At 45.5% G+C, this 26,735-nt stretch carries 18 protein-coding genes and 1 pseudogene; 5 read left to right on the plus strand and 14 right to left on the minus strand.

Annotated elements, in window-relative coordinates; genetic code table 11:
- Window positions 1-217 (plus strand): annotated as a pseudogene (locus tag DI53_RS14535) (hypothetical protein); the annotation flags it as partial.
- Between the two features lie 90 nt (window positions 218-307).
- Window positions 308-535 (plus strand): hypothetical protein, encoded by a 228-nt coding sequence (locus DI53_RS14540; RefSeq protein WP_131555300.1) that lies wholly within the window; start codon window positions 308-310, stop codon window positions 533-535.
- 192 nt (window positions 536-727) lie between these two features.
- On the opposite strand, the gene DI53_RS14545 is transcribed toward DI53_RS14540, so the two are convergent.
- Genes DI53_RS14545 through DI53_RS14555 form a run of 3 tightly spaced genes read right to left on the minus strand, consistent with a single transcriptional unit; the run spans window position 728 to window position 4,590 of the window.
- The gene (locus tag DI53_RS14545; RefSeq protein WP_037501187.1) at window positions 728-1,456 is read right to left on the minus strand and encodes an MIP/aquaporin family protein; all 729 of its coding nucleotides are present in this window, start codon (window positions 1,454-1,456) and stop codon (window positions 728-730) included.
- A 29-nt stretch (window positions 1,457-1,485) separates the two neighbouring features.
- Entirely contained in the window at window positions 1,486-2,982 is a 1,497-nt protein-coding gene (glpK, locus tag DI53_RS14550; RefSeq protein ID WP_037501189.1) for a glycerol kinase GlpK, read from the minus strand.
- Window positions 2,983-3,024: 42 nt separating this feature from the next.
- Window positions 3,025-4,590 carry a glycerol-3-phosphate dehydrogenase/oxidase gene (locus tag DI53_RS14555; RefSeq protein ID WP_037501192.1) on the minus strand — a complete coding sequence of 522 codons (1,566 nt, stop codon included), beginning with the start codon at window positions 4,588-4,590 and terminating at the stop codon, window positions 3,025-3,027.
- A gap of 128 nt (window positions 4,591-4,718) precedes the next feature.
- Between DI53_RS14555 and DI53_RS14560 the strand changes: the two genes are divergently transcribed.
- The 3 genes from DI53_RS14560 to DI53_RS14570 are packed head-to-tail and all read left to right on the plus strand — an operon-like array spanning window position 4,719 to window position 10,181.
- Window positions 4,719-5,477, plus strand: coding sequence for a DeoR/GlpR family DNA-binding transcription regulator (locus DI53_RS14560; RefSeq protein WP_241462437.1), 759 nt, complete (start codon window positions 4,719-4,721; stop codon window positions 5,475-5,477).
- Window positions 5,478-5,507: 30 nt separating this feature from the next.
- Window positions 5,508-6,776, plus strand: a complete 1,269-nt coding sequence (locus tag DI53_RS14565) for a Gfo/Idh/MocA family oxidoreductase (protein ID WP_037501198.1) — start codon at window positions 5,508-5,510, stop codon at window positions 6,774-6,776.
- Window positions 6,777-6,788: 12 nt separating this feature from the next.
- Window positions 6,789-10,181 carry a 3-keto-alpha-glucoside-1,2-lyase-like domain-containing protein gene (locus DI53_RS14570; RefSeq protein ID WP_037501201.1) on the plus strand — a complete coding sequence of 1,131 codons (3,393 nt, stop codon included), beginning with the start codon at window positions 6,789-6,791 and terminating at the stop codon, window positions 10,179-10,181.
- A 551-nt stretch (window positions 10,182-10,732) separates the two neighbouring features.
- On the opposite strand, the gene DI53_RS14575 is transcribed toward DI53_RS14570, so the two are convergent.
- The 11 genes from DI53_RS14575 to DI53_RS14625 form a co-directional block, all read right to left on the minus strand.
- The gene (locus DI53_RS14575) at window positions 10,733-13,006 is read right to left on the minus strand and encodes a multicopper oxidase domain-containing protein (RefSeq protein WP_037501203.1); all 2,274 of its coding nucleotides are present in this window, start codon (window positions 13,004-13,006) and stop codon (window positions 10,733-10,735) included.
- 8 nt (window positions 13,007-13,014) lie between these two features.
- Window positions 13,015-13,893: a DUF3347 domain-containing protein gene (locus DI53_RS14580; protein ID WP_037501421.1), complete on the minus strand. Its 879-nt coding sequence runs from the start codon at window positions 13,891-13,893 to the stop codon at window positions 13,015-13,017.
- 100 nt (window positions 13,894-13,993) lie between these two features.
- Window positions 13,994-14,329 (minus strand): hypothetical protein, encoded by a 336-nt coding sequence (locus tag DI53_RS14585; RefSeq protein WP_131555302.1) that lies wholly within the window; start codon window positions 14,327-14,329, stop codon window positions 13,994-13,996.
- Between the two features lie 103 nt (window positions 14,330-14,432).
- Entirely contained in the window at window positions 14,433-15,077 is a 645-nt protein-coding gene (locus DI53_RS14590; protein ID WP_052072431.1) for a Pr6Pr family membrane protein, read from the minus strand.
- Between the two features lie 118 nt (window positions 15,078-15,195).
- Complete coding sequence (locus DI53_RS14595) at window positions 15,196-16,398, minus strand: enolase C-terminal domain-like protein (protein WP_052072432.1); 1,203 nt, start codon at window positions 16,396-16,398, stop codon at window positions 15,196-15,198.
- 171 nt (window positions 16,399-16,569) lie between these two features.
- Window positions 16,570-17,376: a response regulator transcription factor gene (locus DI53_RS14600; RefSeq protein ID WP_037501209.1), complete on the minus strand. Its 807-nt coding sequence runs from the start codon at window positions 17,374-17,376 to the stop codon at window positions 16,570-16,572.
- A 132-nt stretch (window positions 17,377-17,508) separates the two neighbouring features.
- On the minus strand, window positions 17,509-19,011 hold the full coding sequence (locus tag DI53_RS14605; protein ID WP_037501212.1) for a family 43 glycosylhydrolase: 1,503 nt from the start codon (window positions 19,009-19,011) through the stop codon (window positions 17,509-17,511).
- 37 nt (window positions 19,012-19,048) lie between these two features.
- Window positions 19,049-20,197, minus strand: coding sequence for a DUF4998 domain-containing protein (locus DI53_RS20645; protein WP_037501214.1), 1,149 nt, complete (start codon window positions 20,195-20,197; stop codon window positions 19,049-19,051).
- Between the two features lie 44 nt (window positions 20,198-20,241).
- Window positions 20,242-21,441 (minus strand): DUF5000 domain-containing lipoprotein, encoded by a 1,200-nt coding sequence (locus DI53_RS14615; RefSeq protein WP_052072433.1) that lies wholly within the window; start codon window positions 21,439-21,441, stop codon window positions 20,242-20,244.
- 33 nt (window positions 21,442-21,474) lie between these two features.
- Window positions 21,475-23,430 (minus strand): RagB/SusD family nutrient uptake outer membrane protein, encoded by a 1,956-nt coding sequence (locus tag DI53_RS14620; protein WP_037501217.1) that lies wholly within the window; start codon window positions 23,428-23,430, stop codon window positions 21,475-21,477.
- Between the two features lie 25 nt (window positions 23,431-23,455).
- Window positions 23,456-26,731, minus strand: coding sequence for a SusC/RagA family TonB-linked outer membrane protein (locus DI53_RS14625; RefSeq protein ID WP_081939473.1), 3,276 nt, complete (start codon window positions 26,729-26,731; stop codon window positions 23,456-23,458).
- Window positions 26,732-26,735 lie beyond the last annotated feature (4 nt).

Below are 26,735 nucleotides of genomic sequence, written 5' to 3' on the forward strand. Positions count from 1 at the left end.
AACCAAATTAGGAAGGAGCACCACTATGGGAACGAGAGAATATCTATTGGATAAAGCTACGAAAGAAGGTAAACTTGAGGGTCGTCTTGAAGAGCGTGCAAAAGCGGAAGCTGATAAAAAAGCGTCAGCGAGAAAGATGTTGCAAAACGGTTTTGACGTGGCGCTTATCTCCGATATCATCGGTCTTTCGGTTTCTGAGGTCGAGAAGCTTAAGTAGTTTTTTGGTAGGTGTAAGTTGTTGGTTCATATAATATCACCAGCTATCTTTGAGAGAGAAGTAGAAACCAAATTAGGAAGGAGCACCACTATGGGAACGAGAGAATATCTATTGGATAAAGCTACGAAAGAAGGTAAGCTTGAGGGGCGTCTCGAAGGTAAACTGGAGGGACGGCTGGAAGAGAGAACCAAAGCAGAAGCAGAAAAATTAGCAGATAAAAAAGCGTCAGCGAGAAAGATGTTGGAAAACGGTTTTGAAGTAGCGCTTATCTCCGATATCATCGGTCTTTCGATTTCGGAGGTCGAGGATCTCAAGTAGTTCTTTGCATTTAACAGATTTCTTAGGGATTATTTTAGGTTGCAATTAACGGTATGATCATAAGCTCTGAAGCTGATTTAGCTCGCTGTTTGCGTACTTTGCTTAAGCAAAATAACATATATTGCCATGACAAATGAACATACGGAAACTGAACTTCCAAAAAGTGCAGTTCCCGTTTCATCTACAAAAACCTTATCCGTAAATCAGAACATACAGCAGTACCGCAAACAGGGCGCCTGCTATTGGGCCGACAACTGGAATCCAGGCATATGCTACATCGAAGCCTGCTTTGTTACGGATCGGCAATAACGCATGCATAATACGAGGACCAAGATCTCGTGCCGGGTTAATGGCATAGCCGGTCGTCCCACCCAGTGAAAGGCCGATTACCCAAACCAAAAACGCAACAGGGATAGCACCAATAGAGCCTAGTCCTATCGGCGTTTTGTCGCCCATCATCGGTTCTGTGAAATGGAGAATCGTAAAAATCAAGACGAATGTTCCTACAATTTCACTGATCAGGTTAATTGGTAAATTGCGTATGGCTGGCGCTGTACAAAATACGGCTTGCTTGGTGGCAGCGTCATCTGTGCGCTGAAAATGGTCTTTATATACCAGCCACACGAGCAGCGCTCCGGTCATAGCGCCCAAAAACTGTGCAGCAATGTAAACGAGCGACGTGCTAAGGTCAAGCTTTCCTAAAACAAGGTTTGCTATAGTAACGGCACAGTTAAGGTGCGCGCCACTGTAGGGTCCAGCTATCGTAACGCCTACAAAGACAGCCATTGCCCATGCGGTACAGATTACAATCCAGCCCGAGCTATTGCCTTTGGTATCTTTCAATACCACATTGGCAACCACGCCGCCGCCAAGTAAAATCATGGCTGCGGTTCCTATAAATTCTGCAAGAAAAGGACTCATAAGATATGGTGTTAAAATGTACGATCAGTTTATTTGTAATTTGCCCAGAATTTGACCGTCTCGGTCGCTCTTTTCCATTCTTTAAGCCGTTGGCTATAATCACCTTGTTCATCAAAAGCGAAAGTTTTATCTTCCTGCCATAAGTTCTTTAGGTGGTCTATATCCTTCCAAAATCCGACAGCCAGTCCTGCCAAGAATGCCGCACCAAGTGCCGTGGTTTCTGTAATGGCAGGACGCACGACATTCGTTTTCAGGAGGTCTGCTTGAAACTGCATTAAAAAGTTGTTTTGCGTTGCGCCGCCATCAACACGAAGTTCTTTGATGCTGGCTTGCGAATCTTTCTCCATAGCTTGCAGGATGTCATAGGTCTGATAAGCAATGCTTTCCAATGCGGCTCTTGCGATATGCGCATCATTTGAACCTCTGGATAGTCCTAAAATGGTCCCTCGCGCTTCGGCATTCCAATGTGGAGCGCCCAAACCTGAAAACGCAGGCACTACGTAAACCCCCTCTGTCGTATCTACCTTCATTGCTAAGTCTTCAATTTCGCGTGCATGTCGTACAATACCCAGCTCATCGCGCAACCACTGTACCACAGCGCCGCCAATGAATATGCTCCCCTCCAAAGCGTACTGAACTTCATCGCCGATTTTCCAAGCCACCGTGGTTACCAACTTATGAGTTGAGATAACTGGTTTTTTTCCAATGTTCATCAACAAAAAGCACCCTGTGCCGTAGGTGTTTTTCACCATTCCCTCTTGCGTGCAGAGCTGCCCAAACAGCGCTGCCTGTTGGTCGCCGGCGATGCCGGCAATCGGGATAGGGCGGCTGCCAAGTTCCGTACTTGTTTCCCCGTAAACTTCAGAGCTGCTACATACGGTAGGAAGCATTGATGCCGGAATGTCGAAGATAGCGAGCAGTTCCTCATCCCAAGCGAGAGTATGGATGTTAAAGAGTAGGGTGCGCGACGCATTTGTGACGTCTGTAATATGTTTCTTGCCGCTGGTTAGGTTGTAAACCAGCCAAGAGTCAATTGTACCAAAGGCAAGCTCCCCCTTTTCAGCAAGTTCGCGGGCACCTTCCACGTGGGTCAACATCCAGTTAATCTTGGACGCAGAAAAATAGGCATCAATAAGAAGGCCTGTTTTTTCCTGGATAGTTTTTGCAAGCCCTTTCTCCGCAATCGCTTGGCAATACTCTGCGGTTCGTCGGTCTTGCCATACGATAGCATTATGGATAGGTTCGCCCGTTTTTTTGTTCCATACGACGGTCGTCTCCCGTTGGTTAGTAATACCAATCGCTTTGATTTCATCCAGCTTTACTTTCGATTGCGCGATTACTTCCGTTAGGACGGCCAATTGTGTAGACCAAATCTCTTGGGCATTATGTTCTACCCAACCTGACTTTGGGAAAATTTGTTTAAATTCTTTTTGGGCAACATTTTCAATCTTCCCTTCCTTATTGAACAAGATCGCACGCGAGCTGGTGGTGCCTTGATCTAATGCTAAAATGAACTCTTTTATCATGCTTTTTAGTTTATTTGGTATCTCTCTATATTTCTGTGTTCCTTATATAACGTATTTTTGAACAAGCTGCTTATAGTCGGCCAGCTCATTTTCTATCCATTGCTCGTCTTTGCCCAGTTGTTCTGCCATTAGCGTTGCTACTGCAGGTGCTGCCTGCCAAGATGCCTCTGCATCAAGTAGGAGTAGGCGAATTCGGCGCGCCAAAAAGTCTTCTACCTTACAAATCATTTCATGCTGACAGGCCCAAACCACTTCCGCCAGGCGAAAGTCGTAGCTAGGATGGATCTTTTCCGCCAGTCGAGGTTGGCTATTCATCAGCTCTTCAATATGTGGCATATCGGCACCATAAACCTGCCAGTGCCCTTCCAGCTTCTGTTGGCTGTATCCATGCAGGTGAAGCGCCTGCGTTTTACAGTCTGTCGGTGCAAGGTTAGCGGTGCGAATGGCAAGGTCAACCGTCTCTTCGCCCATTTTCCGGTAGGTAGTCCATTTTCCGCCCGTAATGGTGATCATTCCTGATGCACTCCGTATAAGCTTATGGTCGCGTGATATCTCTTTGGTGCTGTTGCTGTCACCATTAGTCGGGGCAGCTAACGGTCGCAAGCCCGCAAATATACTTTTGATGTCCGCGCGCGTAGGAGCGCCCTCCAGATAAGCATTCGCCGTGTTTAAAATAAAGTTTATCTCTTCTTCTAGAGGACGGGGTTCAATTTGGTGTGCGTTTAGTGGCGTATCGGTGGTGCCAAGCAACACCATGCCATGCCAAGGTACGCCAAAAAGGACGCGACCGTCACTTGTTTCGGGTATCATTAATGCGTCCTGATTACCCAAAAATTTCTTATCAATAACGATGTGGGCACCTTGGCTCGGGCGGACAAGGTTTTTATGTTCTGCCGTATCCAGCTTCAAAATTTCATCAACGAATATCCCTGTTGCATTAATAACGGCTTTCGCTTTCACGCTGTAATCTTTTCCACTTTGTGTATCCTTGAATAGCAAGCCGTTTACAAGATTTTTTTCATCCTTAGTAATCGCTAATACATCTGCGTAATTCAGAACAGAAGCACCTTGTTCAGCCGCCGTCTGTGCCAAGTTGATGGCAAGGCGAGCATCGTCAAACTGTCCATCATAATAAAGAATACCGCCCTGTAAGCCTTTCGTTTTTATTTTGGGAAGTTTTGAAACCACTTCGCTCTTGTTCAGTAGACTTGATTTACCAATTCGAAGCTTACCCGCCATCCAGTCATATAATTTCAGGCCGATAAGAAACTTCATTTTGCTGAAAAAGGAGTAGGAGGGGATCACGAAGCTCTGTACAGAGGAAACATGGGGCGCGTTTTGGAAAATAAGCCCGCGCTCCTTTAGTGCAGATAGCACGAGCTTCACATCTCCATTTGCGAGATAACGTACACCGCCATGTACAAGTTTTGTACTCTTGCTGGATGTGCCTTTGGCAAAATCATATTTTTCCAACAATAGTGTTTTATAGCCGCGAGAGGCAGAATCTACTGCTATTCCCAGCCCTGTCGCTCCACCGCCAATAATGACGATATCCCAATCGGCATCTTGCTCGACTTTTCTTATGGCTTCGATTCGTGTGAATTTCATTTTGATTTCTTTCGTTATTTGTTGTTTTGTAGTGTAAAAATAATAAAAAACGTAAACAAACGAAATCTTTCGAAATAAAAATTGCTTTTTAATCTTTCGTTTATGGCCTAAACATGTATATTAGAATTATGAATAATGTAGAGCGGCATCAATTTATCATTCGAAAAGTAGAAAAGCACGGACACGTTTCCGTCGTTAACCTTTGTGAAGAATTGGGGGTATCATCTGTAACAATTCGAAAGGATTTGCAATTTTTGGAAGATGAACAAATGTTATTGCGCACACACGGTGGTGCAACAAGCGTTAATCCCTATCAAAAAGACCGCTCCATCAATGAAAAGGCGCAGCTCCATGCAGATGCTAAAGAACGGATCGGGCTGGAAGCTGCGAAGTTAGTAGAACCTAACGATTCGATAATTATTGCATCGGGCACCACCATGCAGTTTTTCGCGCAGGCCATTGTGCCGCAAGAGCGCCTCACCGTCATCACTTCCGCTATTAATGTTACGATGGAACTTATCAAACACGAGATGGTAGATGTTATACAGTTGGGCGGGTCAGTGAGGAAAACGTCGGCTTCCATTATGGGGAGCTATGCCGAGGCCTTGCTGAGTGATTTTTTTTGTTCGAAGCTTTTCCTTGGTGTGGATGGCATCGATGCGGAGTTTGGTATTACCACAACCAATGCACAAGAGGCTTTACTGAATAGAAAGATGATGGAATCTGCACATCAAGTAATCGTATTAGCGGATTCCTCAAAATTCGACCGGAAAAGCTTGGGAAAAATAGCTGCAATGGCAAAAATTGATATGTTAATCAGCGATGCGATTCCCCCAAAATACCAACAATTGTGTGACAATTTAGGTATTGCGTATAAAATATGCTAATTTGAAAACTATTTATACTAACTATTAGAAATGAAAGAACAAAATACTTCACGGCGTGATTTCATCAGAAATACGTTGATTGGAGCCGCTGCGTTTACCATTGTACCCCGCCATGTGCTGGGTGGTAACGGTTTTCTGGCTCCGAGCGATCATCTAACAAAAGGTGTTATCGGAACGGGGTCTATGGGGCGGGGGCACTTTGCCTATGCTGGTACGAAAACTGTGGCTATTTGTGATGTAGATACCCGACATTTAGCCTTAGCGCAGAAAGAGCTCGGAGGCGGTATAAAAGAACATCACGACTACCGGGAGTTGATCCAAAACTCGGAGGTAGATATCGTACACATTGCGACACCACCGCATTGGCACGGTATTATGGCAGTTGAGGCAGCACGTTCTGGAAAAGATATATGGTGCGAGAAACCCATGACGCGCACTATTGGCGAAGGGAAGAAAGTGAAAGAAGCCGTTGCGCAGCACGGCAATATTTTCAGGCTTAATACTTGGTTTCGTTTTGATGCCAATTTCTATGGCATGAATGTACCGGTCAAGAAAATTAAAAAACTCGTAGACACAGGGATGTTGGGCTGGCCATTAAAAGTCACGATTAGCAAGCATACTGGTTTCGACTGGAAATTTTATTGGGTAGGTAAAGAAAACTTGCCTATAGAACAAGCTCCGAAGGAATTAGATTACGATATGTGGTTGGGACCAGCCGCTTACAAGCCCTACAGCAAACATCGGGTACACACGACGTTCAGGGGCTATTGGGATTATGATGGTGGTGGCCTGGGTGACATGGGGCAGCATTATCTAGACCCTGTCCAGTACTTTTTAGGAAAAGATGAGGAAAGTCCAATTAAGATAGAAGTGGATGCGCCGCAACAACATTACGATGCTGTAGGCACTTGGCGTAAGATAACATATACCTATGCAGATGGCTGTCAGATTATACTGGATGGTGCTGGTACGGAAGAAGGGCAAGCTTATATCGATGGACCTAAGGGCAAGTTGTACAAAGGATTTGTTTCGGATATTCCTGATATGGAGCGCAAACTATCCCAGTATCCAGAGCCGGCTGCGCAGGTTACTGATTTTGTGGAAGCTTGCCGCACGCGGCAGAAGTTCGCACTGAATGAACAAAATGGTTATTATTCAGCCACGTTGGTAAACTTAGGCTTAGCCGCGTTGCGTTTGAATCGCACCTTGCATTTCGACTCGCAGAAGCAGGAATTCGTCAATGACGAGGGTGCTAATCGCCTGATTAATCAACCTATGCGAGGGCCCTGGACAATCTAACCTATCTGAACCATGAAAAACATATTTAATACGTTATCCGCTTTGCTGTTGTTACAGGTGGCGGCATACGCACAACAACCCGCGAATAGGACTTCCGTAACGAAAATTGCTGATGTTTTGGCACAACAACCTGCTGAGGAGCAGAGCAAGTTTCTTGCTGCCATGAAAGAGCTAGAAGGCTTTACAGCCGACGATATCGCTAATTTACTGAGCGGGATGAAAGGAAACTCGATTGAAAATGTGCCGATTACCTACGCCGCAAATTCATATGCATTTTATGTGATGCAAGAAGGTAAGGAAAGCCTGCGTGCGCAGTTTTCTCAAGGTCTTGTTCAAGCGTTGGAACGTTTACAGGACAAAGAGCACAAAGCCTTTGTGCTGCAATTGATGAAGCAAGCTTCCAAAGATGAGGCCATAGCGGCTATCGTCCCTTATTTAAAAGACGAATATCTTGTTGACAAGGCCGCACTTGCACTAAACGGCGTGCGCACGCCGCAGGCTGTAAAAGCACTCTCATCAGCACTAAACGCGGTATCTTCTGAAAAGATAACGATAGCAATCGTTTCTGCCTTGGGCGATTTGCGGTCAAAAGCTGATGAAGATGCTATCATCGCGACGTTGAAGAAGTACGATGATGAAAATTTTCAACGCGGTGTTTATACGGCTTTAAGTAAAATTGCAGGCGCTAAATCAGCCCCGGTATTTTTAAATAAATTAAAAGCTGTAAACTATTCCTTCGATAAGACGAACGTCGGTGGATTAACCTTGGATTATGCGCACAACCTATTGCGCGAAGGTAACCAAAGACTAGCCCTTTCTGTCGCAAACACCGTTATGAAAGGCGCTGCTACACAAGGATCGGCAACTTTGCAAGCTGGTGCGTTGGGGCTATTGGTGGAAATTAATCCTGCCAAGGCTAAGAAGCAGCTGCTAAAAGCGGCGCTTTCGGAAAATGCGCTTTACCGTAGTACGGCATTGTCTCTATTAAGGGAAAAACCTTCCGCAGCTGATGCAAAAAAATTGGTGACCGCATTAAAATCTGCCTCACCTGATGTTCAAGAAAGCATATTTCTTTATTTAGCTAAAAACGGAGATAATTCAAACGTATCCTCATTAAAGGATCGTGTATCGACCATAAAGGACACGCGCGCAAAAATTGCAGCATTAAATGCCATGTCTTCGCTAAGCGATACACAAAACGCGGCGCAGCTTATCGGAGAGATTAAAGCTAGCGACGAGGCTACTGTACAGGCGATAAGTGCATTGTTGCTATCTAGCAAAGACCCACAAACCGTTCCATTGATCACGAAGGCACTTCCTTCTGCTGATGTGAAAACGCAGCTTGTGTTGTTGGATATTTTGTCGAAACGTACAGATGCCTCGGCATCAAAAGCTGTGCTGCCACTTGTTTCCTCTACAGACGCGCAGGTAAAAGAGGCTGCACTGAAAGCGTTACCCACTGTAGCACAACCCGATGATTTCGATACGCTGGTGCAATTGCTGTCTGCCGCCCCAGAAGCAGATGCCGCTCACCTTCAGAAAGCATTGGTGATGGTATTGAATGCGAGTGACGATAAGGATGCGAAAATACAACGCTTAGCAGCAAATATTTCGCGCTCTGCGGCACCTTCCGCAGCCAATTATTTTCCGGTCTTTGCTGGTGTCGGCGGTGCGGAAGCGATGCGTGCCGTACAAAACTACCTGCCGAATGACGGGCTGAAGGCGCAAGCGCAGCAGTCGCTCGCAGCATGGTCGGACCCAGAGGTGTTGCCAGTGCTTATTGAACTTAGCCGCAAAGAGAAGGGAAACAATTTTGCAACGTTGTTTGCTGGATTGGTGAAACAGATCAATGCGAGTGATCACACAGCGGCGCAAAAGACATTATATCTAAAAGATGCTTTTGCTCAAGCGCAAAATGCGGCGCAGAAAAAACAAGTATTGTCTAGTCTTCAAGCCACAGAAACCTATCAAGCGATGATGTTTGCATCGTTATTTTTGGATGATGCCGAGCTGAAAGGTGCGGCGACTAATACCGCCATGAACATCGCGATGGACAATCCTGATTTTACGGGAACCGATGTGCGTAACATTCTTGAAAAAGCCATGGCAAACCTTTCGGGAAGTGAAAGTTCCTACCTGCGTGAAGCCATTGTGCGGCACCTCGCAGAGATGCCGAAAACACAGGGTTTTGTGTCTATATTTAACGGTAAAGACCTGACGGGATGGAAAGGTTTAGTTGATGACCCTATTAAACGCTCCAAAATGTCGGCAAAGGTACTCGCGGAACGTCAAACTGCTGCGGATAAAAAAATGCGTGAGAGCTGGAAGGCGGTAAACGGAGATCTAGTCTTTAGCGGTCATGGCGATAACATTGCCACGGTAAAGCAATACGGCGATTTCGAAATGTTGGTTGATTGGAAGCTGGATCCAAATGGTAAGGAACCTGACGCGGGCGTCTATCTTCGTGGAACACCGCAGGTGCAGATCTGGGATATTTCACGTACAAATGTTGGTGCGCAAGTGGGCTCTGGTGGGCTTTATAACAACAGCAAAAATCCGAAAGACCCACTCAAAGTAGCTGACAATGCATTGGGCGAATGGAATACCTTTAAAATCCGCATGCAAGGAGAGAAGGTTTCAGTATGGCTGAACGGTGAACTGGTAGTAGATAGCGTGACTCTGGAAAACTATTGGGACCGCAGTCAACCAATATTCCCAATGGAACAAATCGAACTACAAGCCCACGGCTCGCAGGTTTGGTATCGGGATATTTATGTCAAGGAACTACCTCGCAAAGAAAAGTATAGCTTGTCAGATACGGAAAAGAAAGAGGGCTTTGAAATGCTATTCGACGGTACAAATTTGGATAAATGGACGGAAACCTCAGCCTACGAAATAAATCCTGAAGGGTTTATTAGAGCTAATCCTGACGCGAAATTTGGAAAGAATCTGTATACCAAGGCGGAATATGCTGATTTTGTATATCGTTTTGATTTCAAGCTGACACCGGGTGCCAATAATGGCGTAGGCATACGCACACCAATAGAAGGTGACGCCGCGTATGTAGGTACAGAAATTCAGATTCTGGACAATGATGCGGATGTGTATAAGAATCTTAAACCGTATCAATATCATGGTTCTGCCTATGGCATTATACCTGCCAAGCGCACGGCGATGAAACCGATAGGAGAATGGAATAGTCAAGAGATCCGGGTGCAAGGAAACAAGATCAAAGTGACCTTGAATGGTGTCGAGATTTTAAACGGCGATCTAGCCGAAGCTTCCAAAAACGGAACGTTGGATGGTAAAAATCATCCTGGCCTGAAGAATACAAAAGGTCATATTGGCTTTCTGGGTCATGGCTCGGAAGTGTTTTTACGCAATATTCGTATACAACGGTTGTAATACGGATTAACGGTTTTGCAACTAAAAAGAGCGAGGGCGGTTGTTCCTCGCTCTTTTGCGTGATGGGGTAATGCGTATTGGGACAGAATGATTAAATAGTATTTAGTACTTAGTATTTAAAAACGTAGCATTAAAAAATAATTGCACATCCTTCCTTAACAAAAATGTCGCATCGAAAGCTTTGCAATGTGTGAAAATTTGCCATCGCACAAACCTTCCCTGCAAAGGTTTCAAGCGACGGGGTTTTGATTACTTTTGCCCTACAAAAGTAATGCCCTGTCCTGGCAAAGGACGGAAGGGGCGTGCGACGGACAACCGTTTGAACAAACCTTCCCTGCAAAGGTTTCAAGCGACGGGGTTTTGAATACCTTTTGCCCTTCAAAAGTATTTGCCTTGCCTTGCCGCGGCATGCGGCGGAAGGGGTGTGCGATGGACAAACCTTTTAAATAAACCTTCACCCTACAAAGTAATGCCCTGTCCTGGCAAAGGACGAAGGGGACGTGCGATGGACAAAATGCTTACAAGCAAATCATTACTTTACAAAAGTTAAGTTAGTAGTTGAGAGCCAAGCCAACTCCAAATCCCATATCGCTATCATAGTGTGTGCGTATGCCCATATTCTTGTGAAGAATGTACCGAAGGTCTACCATATATTCACGGTCTGTATTCACCATAAATCCAGCGCGTACCCTTCTAGAAATAGGAATATCTTCACGCATGAGAGCGAAGCGAACAATGCCGTCATGATAAACTTCTGCCTGCAGGTTTATCAACAGCGGCAACGTGTACATCACCCCAAGACTAAATGCTCCACGGTCGTCTTTTTTATTAGTTTGGCCGAAGATGTTGGTTTCGTGCTCGTCCATTCCGAGCCTTCTATAGCGCCAGTCGAAACCCACAAACGGCATCAACCATTGCATTTTGCCAATGTAACGTCCGACATGCGTTTCTACCTCGTAGCCGTGCATGTCATTGTAGCCCAGTCTCCATTCCGTTCCGACGCTCCATCGTGCATTTTGCAACATGGCGGAACCATCGTTTCCATTGGTAGCAAAGTCGTTATCAGCCATGAAATGCCACATATTGCTTTCCCGTTGCAACATTTTGTATGATCTATCTGGATTTGGAAGCAACGGGTTTTCGTAATCACCTACCTTAAAAACGCGGTTCATTCCAGCCATCATGTGGTATAGAATATGGCAATGGAAAAACCAATCGCCGTCCCTGCTAGCAGCAAACTCGATGACATTGGTCTCCATGGGCATAATGTCCAACACGTTTTTCATGGGCGAGTAATCACCGTTTTCGTTCAACACCCTAAAATCAAAACCATGCAAATGCATGGGATGTCGCATCATCGAATTATTGTAAAGCGTGATGCGAAGAATCTCCCCCTTCTTAATCTGGATTTTATCCGACTCTGATAAAACGTGATTATCCATACTCCACACATAACGATTCATATTTCCAGTTAGCTCGAAGTGCAATGCTTTCACCGGCGCTGTGCTATCTAGTAGCGTCGAATGCGTGGCGCGAAGCATATTGTAGTTTAAGGTAACTTTCCCTGTGCTCGTTCCAGACCTATGTTGATGATGGTCGTGGCCTTGATGAGGATCGGTATGGCCAGCATGCTCGTCCGTGGCGTCAGGGGATGAAGCGTGCTCGGCCGATTTCTGTTGTTCTGGATACATCACCGCATTCATATCCATTTTTTGCAAGCTCATATCCATCCCCATGTCATTCATGTCGCCATTCATCTTCATCATGTCGTTCATCATCTTCATGCCTTCGAAATATTGCAATCGAGGTAAACGACTGGTGAGTTGCTTGATACCTTTCCCAAGGAATAGAGAGGCCGAGCCCGTTCTATCTTCGGCAGTAGCCAACAGTTCATAAGCCGTGTTTGCTGCGGGAATTTCCACAACAATATCGTAACTTTCCGATACCCCAATAATGAGCTTGTCGACAGCAACAGGTTCCACATCGTTACCATCTGTCGCAACAACGGTCATTTTTTTGCCTGCGTAGGTTAACCAAAAATAGCTGGATGCTCCGCCGTTTGCGATACGCAACCGAACCTTATCGCCCGGCTTAAACTGTGAAAGCTGTTGCTCTGCGTGTCCATTGATTAGAAACTGCTCATAATAGACATCGCTTACATCCATGGCCTCCATGCGTTTCCATTCGTTTGTCAGCTTTGTCTTGAAACGCTTTGCTGCAATAGCTTCTGCATAACTTTGCACGGTATTCTTTTTAATGCTAAACCAATCGTTACCCGTATGCAATAGCCTATCGACCGTGTGCGGATTCATATTGGTCCATTCGCTGAGCACGACGGAGACGCTTGGCAGATCATCAATTCCTTTTCGGAATGTTGTATCGCTCTGCCGCTTATTGAAAACCATAGATCCGTACATGCCTATCTGTTCCTGTAATCCCGAATGGCTATGGTACCAATACGTCCCATTTTGCATAATAGGGAATTGATAGGTATGCGTGGTGCCAGCAGCTATGGGCTGCTGGGTCAAATGAGGCACGCCATCTTCCTTGTTTGGTAGCCATACGCCATGCCAATGCAGGGAAATGCTCTCGTTGAGTAAGTTGTGCACAATTATTTCCGCGGTGTCGCCTTCGGTGAAGGTAAGCGTGGGCATAGGGATTTCTCCGTTTACGGCAATAGCCCGCTTTTCCTTGCCAGCGAAATTTACCAATGTATCTTTCACATACAACTCATAGCGAACTGTTTGTTGCCCATAAACAGTAAAGCCTACGCAAAAATATAGGAGTAGCAGCAGCCACCTCGCTGTGCTTGAAATGTTCCACATAATATTCCCTATAACGTATCTACTGTTTTTCCGCAACTAAGCATTTCTGATCCGTAGTATGGATTTTCTATTGCGCTTTTCTCGCTTATCCAATAAGCGCCCTTCCCATCATTGTACATAGGACAAAACTGGTAATACAGCGCGCCAGATGCTTTATCTGCTTTTAGCAGTTTGTAAAATGAGCTGGAAATCTTCGCAAATTCTTGCCGTTGTTGATCCATAGATTTTGCAGCTTGGAAAGCTTGAAGCGTCTGGTTAAGATGCTTACTCTCGGTATTCCAAATAGCTGTTTCGATGCTGGGTAACTTTTTGCTATTTAGCGCTTGCAGAGCTTCGCTTAGTTCTTTAGCGGCCATGACAGCCTCTTCTTTGTTTGCCTCAACCAGTGCGTTTTTAACCTCTAAATAGGGTGTGATGAGTTTACCCAAACCGGAGGCTGGGCTATGTGCAGCATGGTTTTCATCCGTCGCGTTGGAAGCTATCTTGCGTCCCTCATGTTTGTGTTCAGGTGTATGTTCTGCATCGGCTGTCGCTGTGTCTTCGGTTTTTTTGCTGCGTTCATATTGGCAACAATCATGTAGTGCGCTATATGCTTCGTCGGGTGCTAGATAACGTTCATTGTCATAGCCGGAAAGTGCAATCCGTTTTAAAATCGCATCCTCATTTGTTTTGGTACCGTCGAAAGTAATGGATGCTTTACCGTTTTTGCTGTTCCAAATGACGGCGGCCTCATTTTCTTTATTGCCAGCCTTTTCGATGTTTGATTTGCACATGCCGCAGTTACCATTGATGTCAACGGTAACCAGCTTGCTGTTCCTAATTTGTGCGAATGTTGTGTGCGATAATAGCATTATTGCTACTATCCCTATATATGCGGATAATTTCATGATATATACGAAATAAAATGTAAAAAAATCGTTTGCGTGAACCTGTTGCATACATGCTGAATGATACAACAAGACGTACCTATGGCTAGGCTACGAAAATTTATGCTATTTTAGGAAGTAACCAAGTTGCTGCAAATCCAGACTTAGGTGCGGCTGTAGAAGCTGTAGGATAATGTGCAGGAACAAGTATTGCAATATGGTTTTCGACTGCTGAAAAAGACGTTATAAACATGGGTGTTTTAACGATCGGACAATGACAAGATGCATCGTTTGCACAGTTGTCTTTATTTCCTTTGGCATCGTCTGTGTAATCCGTGCAGCAGTCCTTTGTTAATTCTTTATCAGCTTTTTGATCTTCATCGCAACAGGACATAGAGGCATGCGTATCTGCTTCTTCGCACGCGAAAGAAGCGACAGGCTGTAAGAGTAAGCCCATCAGGAAAACCGATATGTATATAAGCCGTTGCAGCATAGTAAGAAAACAAAAGTAACGATTTTTTTGTAGATGTTCAAAACGACAATATTTTGATTGCGGCGTTTCACTGCTGCTGAACGTTTGGTCTTGCCAATCGCTGAATTGTTTTTCCGATGACAATAAGGAGAGTGAGCATCAAGATCGTGACTAGCGCTATCAGCCCGATGTTTATTGCGGTTTGAGTAAGACCAATGTGCTTCATATTTAGAAACGGATAAGGGTAGAAGCCTGAAGTATACCCGCGACCCAATGCGAATAGGAGATATCCAACAGGGTATAATAGCCAGTTGTATACCGACTTCCATCCGAGATTCTGGTGCTTTATTGTCCCTATCCAATATGCCAACATAAAAAGCGGGATAACGGCGTGCAAGAGTTGATCAACAAGAAGACTTAATCCGGTAGGTTGCCAAAGATCTTTCAGTAGTGCCTGGTAGATGATTCCAACGATTAATATGCAAGTTGTAATTGCTGTTGCAGCCCCGCTGCTGCGTAAACTATTTCGCCAGCCCGTGTTTTTGGGAAACGCTATAGCGGTAAAGTAGCATGCTACTAAAAGATTTGTCGTAATGGTGAAATAGCTGAAAAACCGAATAATTGACTCCATTAACGAAACCTCGCGATTCAAAAGCATAAGCGCAAACTGTGCGAGGATGGCAAACCAGCTCAAACACATGCCAGCACTTGCTAACTTCTTCTTAATGCCCATTGTTAGCGTATAAAGTAAAACTGATTTAAGATAGGTATTATAAAGCTAACTAATAAGTATTGAGGCATTTTACTTGATAGCAAAATAACCTCAATACTTTTGTTATATGCTTTTTGCACTATACCTTTTTGAGTAGCTTCATGCCGAAGCCAGGGCTGCTGGGCGGGGTGAGCTTGCCTTCCTGCAGCTTGTATCCTGACAAGTCAACGTCGTCTGACACACTGCTTACGCCCTCGATGGTGGCTGTGTTGCCGAGTCCGCCCGATAAATGGGCGGTGTAGTAGGTTTTAAGGAGCGAGCCCCAAGCGTGCGGAGAGGCTTGTGCACCCATTCGTTTCAGCTCAGGCATTAATTTCCGCCAGTTGGTAAAGCCTAAACCCTCAATATCTGTTAAATGCACGTCAAGAAGTTTTTTCTCAATTAGTTCTTTAAGCTGTCGTTGGTCTGGGTCTGCCTCGCCGTCGGCCAACAAGGTTTTTATATTTTCTTTCTTTAACCAAGCTCTTAACTTAGTGTAGTCAGCGACTGTTTCGTGGAAAGGTTCCTCAATCCAGAATAAATTGATACCAGCGATACCTTGTAAATACTCCGTAAATCGATCTACGGTGAACCCATTGTTCCCGTCCACAAGAATTTTGCAGTCCGGAAATGCTGCTGCGACCTGCTTCGTCACTTCGATATCTCTTTTTAACCCTTCATCGGGTGACATCCAACGATGGCCACGGCCTATTTTGAGTTTGAACTGCCGATAGCCTAAATCATAGTCTTGTTTACATTCCTCCACAATTTTCCCTACACCAGCTGGCTTCTCTTTCGGTTCTAAATCATCGAAATATAACATACCACTGTAGCAGTCATGAATAATCGGACTTTCCCGACCGAGCAAAGCGAATACCGGCTTATTCAAGATAACGCCTGCCAGATCATGCAAAGCGATATCAAATGGAATGTATTTCGCTGCTGTGAGCCCGATGTTAGTTTGAAATACATCAGCAACCGATTTGCCTAAAAGCTCTTTTGCCAAAGGCTCCGCTTCTTTGCGTGACCCGCGGAGTGATGCCCATCCCATCGCACCCTTATCGGTATGTATGGTACAGATGTCTACCTGCGGGCCATGTCCGTGAAGATCTAAACGGGCATTTTTTCCGACCAGACGGGGATAGCGGAGCTGCACATTTGAAAATCGGATGTCTTTGATGCGGTGGTAACCAAGTTCCTTGTCCATGGCGGTTTTCGTTTGCATGGCAAAAAGGTCGGTACCAAACAATGTGGTGGATGCTATGCCCATGTTTAGGGCATGTAAAAATGTTCTTCTTCTCATAGGTGGTTTATTTTGTGGTTAGGATGAGTGCTCACCAACAATTAATACTAAAACGTTTAACTACTTGTGCTAATATAAACATATTTTGTATTAAATTCGATAACTGCATGAGAGTGAGTAGCTTTTTCTGCATAATTTTTTGTGATGAGGATAGTAGGTGATGGCTGAATCTTAAAAAGGATTTTTTGAAGACGCTCTTTTTGTTAGTTGGTTTCTTCGGTACGTTTTCGGACTGATACCAAATTCCCGGATGAAATTTCGAACAAAGTGCGAGGGTGAACTAAACCCAACCATATTGGATATCTCGTATATCTTGTGGCTGCTCTGAAGCAAAAGTTCCGCACCTTTTTTGAGGCGTGCCATGTTTATTAGCTCCTTCGGCGATAAACTTGAAAGCAACTTGATGCGGCGGAAGAGTGTGGGTCTGCTGATATGCATACAAGCAGCCAAATGGTCAACACATAACGTTCTTAACCCCATGTGTTCCGTAATAAAGAGATTTAGTTTATTTAAAAAATCGCTTCCAGGATTTTCTATATTATGATTTGGAACCGTCCTCGCTGGCGAATGATTGTAATGAAAACGGATATGCTGCCTATTTCTAAACAAACTATCTATGTGTGCTAAAAGAAGGTCGGGAAGGAATGGCTTTTCCAAATACACATCGGCTCCATGTTCGAGACCTTCAATTTTTGCTTTCAGCGTGTTTTTGGCCGTGAGCATAATAAAAGGAATATGCTGCAGTTGCACATCTTCTTTGACTTGTTTACATAGTTCAAACCCGTCGACTAGTGGCATCATCACATCACTAACGATAAGATCAATTGGACTGTCATCGAGGTAGTGGATCGCTTCCATACCATCGCTTGCTTTAATAATGTAGTAACGATCGCTTAGCGCATCTTCCAAGAATTCTATCATATCCGGATTGTCGTCAACGATCATGATGCTGTATTTGACTTTGTTGCTGTTGTGCATAGCCAGGAGGCGAATTTAATGACAAATTAATTAAGCACATTATAAAGAGTAGTACCAGTAACGCACGATGTCCCCAAAGGGTACACATGCGCTACCGGTATAGATATCTTAACGGTTTTTACAACGAGCTACTTAAGGGCTCTTATAGCGGAAAGTACTCACTTCGGCTAATCCGGGTTGTTGTTGGTTGTCGTAGCCTGTTACAGGGTTTAGCTTGAAATACCGAAAGCGTGCGCTATTCGGAAGCGCCACATATTGGTTTCGGCCTTCGATATTTAGTAGTTCAAACTCGCCTAAAGATTGCCAAGATGTATTATCATTGCTGAGAGCTATCGTTAGCGTTTTTACCTTCCTATCGCCATTTTTTTGCGTGATAACGAAGCCATCGACATCGAGTTCCTGATTCATATCTATTGTGATCCAGTGATCTGGATAATTTGTCGGATTATTCGAGTATCGTGTTATCCAATATGAAGAAAGGTTGTTGTCAATAAGACGGTTGGCAAGTCTGTTATTAACAACTTCTTCCGAACTAAAACCTGAGATAGACCAATCGTCCTTAACATGTAGTTCGCGCAGCAGCTCGCCGGACGGCCGTTTGTAGGCTTGGCCTATTTTGGCAGGTACGCCAAAGTTTGGTGTGCCATCAGCCAGCCATTGGAAAGCTTGAATTCGTGCGTTTCGACCATTGTTGCTTCCTCCATTTGGGAGGCTGCGGGCGTGGTAGATGATCCAGTCTTCCGTGCCGTCGGGCGATTGGAAAAAGCCGTTATGTCCAGGACCGTAGGCACCACTTTCAGCAAGCATGGAGAATACAGGTTCGGCTTTCTTCGTCCAGTCTGCAGGGTTCATCGGATCACCGTTTGTTTTAAGACGCAATAAGCCAAGGCAATAGTTGTCTACCCAGTAGCCACTCCCCGAATATACCACGAGTACATCATTTGCTGGATTGCGCAATATCTGGGGCCCTTCATTGATAGGGTTACCAAATTTTTCCCACGGATAGTTAGGCGTTGCTATGCGCACTTTTGGGCCTACGATAGTCCATGGGTCGCTCATTTTTGCAATAAAAATATCTTGGGGAGGGGCCCCGGCATTACCGCCAGACCATAGCATATACATATCATTGCCGTAATGGAGTATGGTGCCATCTATTGCCCATTGATTTGTTGCATCACCCACTTTCCCCTTGAATATCCACTCACCTTCCATAGGGTTTGGTGAATCATTTTCAACAACATACATGCGGTGATTTGCGTTGCTGCCGTTGTCTGCAGAGAAATAGATATACCATTTACCATTTATTTCATGTAACTCTGGTGCCCATAAATTTTTTGAGTAGGCAGTGCCGGCTGGCGGAATCCATGCATCATGGCTTTTGGCAAGAGCAAGTTCCGAAATCCGCCCCGTTTCGTATAGCACTAATTTACTCCCTTGGGTGTAGGTGAAATAGTATTTTCCGTTTTTCTGCGTCACCCAAGGATCGGCTCCTCGTGGTAAGATGGGGTTTATAAAACTATCTTCCAAGACCACGTTGTCTTGTGGAATCACAATATTGAGCTCGCCCATTTTTTCGCATGATACGACAGATAGTAACGCAAGTAAACAGCCTAGTTTAATCATAATTTTTTCCATTTTTAAAGTTTCTTAAAACAGTTGTAGCCTATTATTATTAGTTGCCAAGGGTAAACGTGCCTATTTCTGCCAATCCAGGTTGCTTTTGCGAGTCGTGCCCGCTGAGCGGAACGATTTTGAAGTATCGGAATGTTTTGCGAGCACTCAGATCAATGTATTGATTGGTGCGGTCTACAGCGGCCAGCAGATGTCTCCCCATGCTTTCCCAAGTTTGATTGTCTTGGCTAATTAAGATTTCCAATTCCCGGACTTTTCGGTCGCCATTTTTCTGCGCAAAGAAAAAGCCATCCACCTCTAAGGCGTCTTTCATATCGATGGTGATAAAATGGTTCGGGTAATCAGTCGGATTCACGGAATAGCGTGTAATCCAGAAAGTGGCTACATCACCGTCTATTGCTTTTGTCGCGGAGCGATTGTTAGCAGGTTCTTCGGAGCTAAACCCTGCGACGGACCAGTTTGTTCTGGAATGCAGTGTGCGCTCCGTAGGGATATAACTTAGGGGATCTATATTCTGCGTAGCGGCATAGAAGGTATCAATGGCTAATGGCGTGGGCTGAAAAAGTGTGCGGTAGTTTATACGAGTATTGGCTTTGTAGTTTATAAGTCTTGTTTGGTGAATAGCAGCCTCCGTAAACACTTTTGCTGAATCTCCGGCAGGCGTCAAGTAGGTTACTTCCGTTCCGCGTAGCGTGGTATCTCCCGATTCAGGAATCCAATTAACAACAAGGTCTTGTCCATCTTTCCGTATTTGCTCGATAATTCGGTTGTTTAGATTGGATGAATAATCCGGGCCATATACCCGACCAAAAACCTCGGCCCGCATAGATTGGTTTCCTTCCGCATCAAAGGTGCGGATATCAAACGTGTATATTCCTTCCTCAATGTTTGGGATGAGAATTTCTTTATAGTGGGCAATATCTTCGGCATTGATGGCTGTTTCAAAAGTGCCATTCAGTCCCCAAGAGATCTTCAGTCTCGTCACGCGAGCATCCGTGCTGATTAGTGATTGAATTGCCGCCCTGTTGTAACCAGGCTTGAATGAAATGGAGTCTACGCGCCCGGGATATACCTTTTCGGCATTTTCAAGAAAATCACTGTAATAATAATCGATTGGTGTACATCTGCACAGCAGCATCACGCTCGCGACGAGGAACGTCATGCTAATGAAGTTTTTTGTTCGTTTCATTGTATTTAATCGTAATGATATATCTGCTTTATCTCATGCTTGTATTACTGCGTTTGTCCATAGAAGGTCAATTCGCCCAATGCAACATCTGAGTTTCCACCCCAAGTATCGAGCGTCCGAAAACGCCAATAACGATAGGGTGCGGTTTGTGATTCGACGTCGAATTCTTCACCCGCACGTGCATAATTTATATCGTCTGCCGTTTGTTCACCCAATGGAAGACCAGATGGTTTGATGGAGGTGAATGTGCCTACCAATGTCCAGGAATCGAAGCTTCCATCGGTGCTTGGGTTGCTGGATCCCCATAACTCAAATACTTTGGGATGATTAAAGCGGTACTCGTTGCTCAGGCGCGAATACATGACGAATCGGCTCAACATAGCGCTCACACCCATATCAAAACTGAAGTGTTGTGGAATGCCGGAGCCCGGCTTGGTATGTAGTATTGTCGTTGCGACACGATCTGCACCATCCCAAAGAACTTCCGTAGATCTAAAGCCGGTGTGCGCAGCATACGTATCAGTAGGGAGGTTGTACGTTTTGAAAAGCGACTTATTCATCATCACCTCAAAGACCGGTACAAAGGTGCGCACTAAGGTGTCTGAACGATTGTTCCAGCGGTCGGTGATGTAAACGCCAAAGTCCCGGGCTTCAGCGGAGTATCCACGAACGTTGAATAGACCTGTGCTTCGCTTGGTGTAGTGGTCTGTAGCACGTTCCCATTGCCCTTGCGCATTTTTTGCCAGCACATGGATAACTAAGGGGGCTTCCGCGCTGTTCTCATAATTTAGGCGTATCCCACCGAAGGTAGGAAGCAGGCTTCCATCTTTTTCCAGTGCTTCCAATGTTTTAAGATAGGGTGGGGTGAGCGTTTTAACGGTCAACGGTTGTGGATCTGATTCGACTTCTCCGACACTCACCGAAATAAGGCTGACCGGATAGTCGCCGGCTTGTGCAAAGCCATCGACGACAATGCTGTTCTTGTATATCGAGGCCTTGTTCTCCCGGATACTGCCATCACCAAGTGTATATACTGCTTTGACGTAGCGAAGGTCTCTATTGTTTGGAAGGTCATAGCTTATGATTGCTCCGCCCGCTATGCTTTGTATTTGATAGTTGACGATAGGATCTGGTTTCTCCCCAACACGGGAGGGGGCTGGCTCTTGGTTGTCTTTGCAGGCGCCAACTAGCAAGACAAAATATACTGCTATGCTAATTTGTAATATTCTATGTAGGGTAATCATTACAGTCTTTGTGTTTAGTAAAACCATCGTTCGTTACTGCCAAAGGGGGGATTGCAACAGCCGCGGATTTCTGCGGATTTCTGCAATACTGATCGGCCAAAAGTAGTCGCGCTGCGTAAACGTTCGGTTGTACATCACGACTCTTCGGTAATAGGTTTGCGGGGTAATCTGTCGAATGTCCCAACCGTAAATCGGGGTATTCAATTCTGTTTGTGCAGTCTTCCACCGTCTTAAATCCCAAAATCGTTGCGATTCAAAAGCCAGTTCGATGCTACGTTCGCGGCGTATAATTTCCCTTAGCCCTTCCTGTGAATTTGGCTTGCCTGGATTAATCGAAAAATCTGCCCATGATTCTACCACGCCGCGCAATCCGCTACGCTCGCGTATGCGGTCTAGGTAGGTAAATGCTTCTTCACTGGGTCCATCAATTTCATTGAGTGCTTCGGCGTAAAGCAAGTATAAATTTCCGAGCCGCATCATCGTAAAGGGATAGAGGTAGGTGGTAAAGTTGTTGTTTTCGCCGATCGTATTCATATAGCTGACGAGTTTTTTCGCCGTGTATCCTGTACCGGAGTATTGCGTGGGCGAGTTTGTAGCAGCGATGTTTCCGCCCGGCCGAGCGTTGGTTGCGTAGGCCAGCGAATCGTTGTTATTGTTGTTCATAAAGTAGCGACCGCCGTCGAAAGATAAAGCGCCGTAAAATCTATCTTCCCGATCAAAGTGCATGCCCACGGTGGTATAGCCCGGTGTGAGGTTGTAGGAATATACAGACTCGCCGATAGGCACGGTACGTAGTTCAAAACGCTTAGCGTAATCGTAGGTGAAGTCTTCTTCGATAGGCACCCCATTTTTACTGTAAAATTTTAAAGCCATATTTAGGGTAGGTGCCATGTATCCACCCATTGATTGGTTCGTGATGCGGGCTGGATCAATGCTTCGTGGCATAAACGCCTTTGCTTGTTGATCTGTTCCCGCTGAACTGCGGTTGTTCACCCAAATGACTTCGGAATTATTTTGTCGTTCGGTGACGGCCTGTCTAAGGTTCATCTGGTTAATTGTGCTCTGTTGGGGTATCTTTGCCATAGTAGGTGCGGGCACCCATTTTTGTAGGGAACGTCCAGCAGCATGTGCTGCTTCTATCGCCTCCTTGCATGCTTGTGCTGCCGCGCGCCATTTCTCTGGACTAAATGTGGCATTAAAAAGGGGTTGACCAGCGGCATTGATATACCCAGGGTAGTCGGTATTACCGTTAAATAGCGGACTTGCGGCCGTCACCAGTATCTCCGCTTTCATGGCTTTGGCAACAACTTGAGTAACTCGACCATTTTCCTGCGCGGGCAACGATAGATCTGGCATCAACGCCGGCATCACACTATCTATCTTGGCGACGATATATCCAAAAACTTGATCTGTAGCGGCTCGTTCAAAGATAATGTTTGCCGGGTCTTCAAAGGTGGGTATGTTTGTATCCACGATAGGAATAGGACCATACATGCGCAAAAGATAATAGTGGTAGTAAGCCTTCAGAAATTGAACTTCTGCCGCCCAGCGATCTTTTTCTGTTTGGTCCATATCTGGCACGCCCTGCACATTTTCTAAGAAAATATTACAATCCCGAATGCCGCGCCAAAGTGAAATTTGTTCGTCGTCGCTGCCGCCCTGACTGTTGCCGTCCCAATAATTCAATAGCGGGCTGTTGGTATTTTGTCCAGCTCTGGCGACATACCAGTTAGGCCAACTTCCTTGCGAAAAGTTGGTTATCGAATTCAACCAAAATTCGTCTCCGGCGAGTAGTGCTGGGTTTGAACTCAGGTTGTAGCCTTTGGGCATCCAGCTGTAACAGGTAAAAAGATACCGTTCTGCCATAGTGCGCATCGTAAATGCTTGTTCCAGTTGGGCAACATTGTCGGGGACAATATCCATAAATTTATTGCAGCTTCCGAAGAGCATCAGGCTCAAAAAAAGAACTGCTTTTATGTTATTTTTCATATGTATAGCTCGATTAGTCATCTTTTTATAAAGTCATTAGCAGACCAAGGTTAAATACCCGTTGAATAGGGTAGCGCAGTCCGGCTCCTCCCATTTCAGGATCCCAAAGATCAAAAGAGCTTAGGTTGAAAAGGTTGGTACCACTTGCATAGATCCGGAAGCGATCAATCTTGTACCGCCTTGTAAAATCAGCATTCAGCGTATAGGATAGTTCAACTTGTTTTAGGCGTAAAAACGCACCATTACGCATCCAATGCGTGCTATTTTGCGTGTTATTCGCTAAGGGGTTTTGACTTAACCGTGGCCATAGTGCATATACATCACGATTATCTTCCGACCAATGGCTATCTGCCCAAGCCTGTAAGACAGCATTGGGCGCGGTGAGGCTGCCGAATGGTGCCGAACCACTGTTCTGGGGGTTGTTGGGGTTCCAGGATAGGGGGTTGATAAATAAAGATGTCCTTGACATACCGCTGAAGAAAAAGGAAAAGTCGAAACTTTTATAGCCCGTAGTCAGTCCAAACCCAAAATTTACCTGCGGTGTTGTTGGAAACCCTATAGGAACCACATCATTCGAGTTGACCACCCCATCGCCATTCACATCGAGGTATTTGATATCGCCCCCCATCACCATCTCGCCAAACAGCTGCTGTGGGCTGTTGCGCACCTCTTCGTCATCAATGAATAGCCGCTCGGCAATGTATCCGCGGCGTTGATTCGCGTCTGTACCAATACGCGTGAGATAGGGATATTCAAAATTAGGCTCTTCATAATAGAGGTACTCTCCTTTAGCAAAGGTGAATGTACCGCGTCCTTGAAACCAAAGGTTTTGGTTCACGCTTTGCATATACGTCAGCTCGGCATCAAAGCCCTGACTTTTGTATTTTCCTAGATTGGCGAGTACGGTAGCAGCAAGTCCCATCGATGAGGGCAGGGCAGCCCGATCCTGTACGATATCGCGTCGGATTTGCCGGAACATATCGCCCGTAAACGTGAATTTGCCATTGAACAAACCAAGATCGATACCCAAATTTGTCTGTTGAGAAACTTCCCACTTGACATATGGATTGGCGTAACGCTCTATGCTCACCCCATTTCTATTGTAGTTCTCATTTCCTGTGCTCACGCCAAAGCTGTAACGGCGGGCGGCGTTGTTTAACGCGACCTGTGATAGGTAAAAGAAGCGCGTATCGTGAATGTTGTCGTTACCCACCAGACCGTGTGTCATCCGTAATCTGGCTGTACTGACGATATTCTCCAGGGGCTCCATAAACTTTTCATTATGTATCGTCCAGGCGATACCGGCAGACGGGAAGAAACCCCACCGATGATTTTTAGCAAAAACTTCGGATCCATTGTAACCAAAGGTAAACTGGGCGTGGTAGCGATTGTCGAATACATACGTGAAATTTCCAGAAAAGCTGGCGTTGCGGTAGGGCAGCGTATTGATAACTGTCCCGGCCTCGTCTCTGGGCAGCGTAATACGGTTTCTTATGGTTGAAATCAGCATACCTGTGACGCTGTGTTTCTCTTGGAAAGTACGTGCATAGTTGATCGCGTTTTCCATGTAGAAGAGTGATTCTTGTCCGCGACCGTTGTCGCTGTAGTCTAGGTATTCAGTACCATCTAATGGATTTAAGTTCAAGAAGGAGTACTGATCTGTAGCCGGGTCAATCGATGTTGGCGCGTAGTAGAACGGGTTATATTGCCTGCGGTATTCCATGTAGGCCCCTCTGGATGCGTTTGCCAATCCGCGGTAGCTCAGCCCTTCGATCCATTGCGAAAGATCTTGTTTCAACTCAATCTGCATTTGCATATTGCTTTCAGACCATTCCGAATATCCCCGCACGATTTGTGCATAAGGGTTTAGGTACATATTGCCGCTACCGTCTTCAAAGTTACCAAACAACGGGTGGCGGATGTACGATTGCTGCTGCCCGACTTGATACACGGGTTGGAACAAGGCGGGATTGGCACGCAATGCATTGCGGAATGAAGAGCTACCGCCATCTGGCGGGCCGCTGTAATTTCTATAGTTAGCGATGGCGCGCACCATCAATTGTGTAGACTTGCTGACGTTGATATTGATGTTGCTGCGCAGGTTGTACACCTTGAAGTCTACGTTATTATTAAAATTATTGATCGGGTTTACGCGGATGAGACCATCATCCTGAGTTAAGTTCCCACTGACGAGGTAGCTGGCCACCTGTCCACCGCCCGATATGCTCAGGTTGTAATTTTGGGTGCGGGTGTTCGGCTTCGTTACCTCGCTAAGCCAATCGACAGCTGGATAGCGAATAGGATCTTCACCTGCCGCCGTCATGGCAATCTTCTCTTCGGAATACAGCGGCGGATCAAGAGGATTACGCGTTAGTACAGCTTCATTATGCATTTTCATGAAAGTCACCGGATCCGCTATTTTCGGCATGTTCGTGGGTGTAGAAAGACGCTGCTCTGCACGGAAGGTGATTTTTGGTTTGCCCTCCTTCCCGAGTTTGGTTGTAACGAGAATAACGCCATTTGCGCCACGCGATCCATAGACGGCAGATGCGGTAGCATCTCTTAAGATAGAAAAGCTGGCGATATCATCAACCGGAATTCTTGCAAGATCATCGGTAGATACCTCCATGTTATCAATTAAGATCAACGGTCGTTGATTAACGCCAAAAGTGCCCACACCGCGTATGAAGAAGTCGGCATTATCCAACCCGGGCTCGCCACTTCGCTGAAAGGATATAACACCAGCAACACGCCCCTGCAAGGCACCGGTAAGATTACTACTCGGGATGCGCAATTCTTCCGGGTTGATAGACGATACAGAACCTATCAAGTCATTTTTGCGCTGACGTTGTCCAAATGCAGTCACTACCGTTTCCTCGATCATGTTTTCGGATTCGCTCAGTGTAACGTCAATGACATCGCGACCTGTAGTCGTAAATTCTTGCGTTGTAAATCCAATAAGGGTGAACACGAGCACCGCGTCGGCCGGTACTTTTAAAACGTAACGGCCATTTAGGTCGGTCGTCGTACCTACGCTCGGTTTATTCTTGACGGTGACGGATACCCCCGGCAGAATATTCCCCTTATTATCTTTGATGATACCGCGAATATCTTTTTCCTGTTGCCACACTTTTTCAGAATGGACAGTTTCAGGTGGACTGATAAAAATAACAATAGCTGACTTTTCAGATGCTATTGCATTTGCGGCATAGAGCACGTGTAGCAGAGACACTATTTTTAGAAGTTTGTACCGCTTCTTTTTTTGGTGACTACGTGTACAGTGAGAATCGAGTTTACGCATTCCT

The sequence above is a fragment of the Sphingobacterium deserti genome (assembly GCF_000757725.1).
In the GTDB taxonomy this organism is placed as follows: Bacteria; Bacteroidota; Bacteroidia; order Sphingobacteriales; family Sphingobacteriaceae; genus Sphingobacterium; species Sphingobacterium deserti.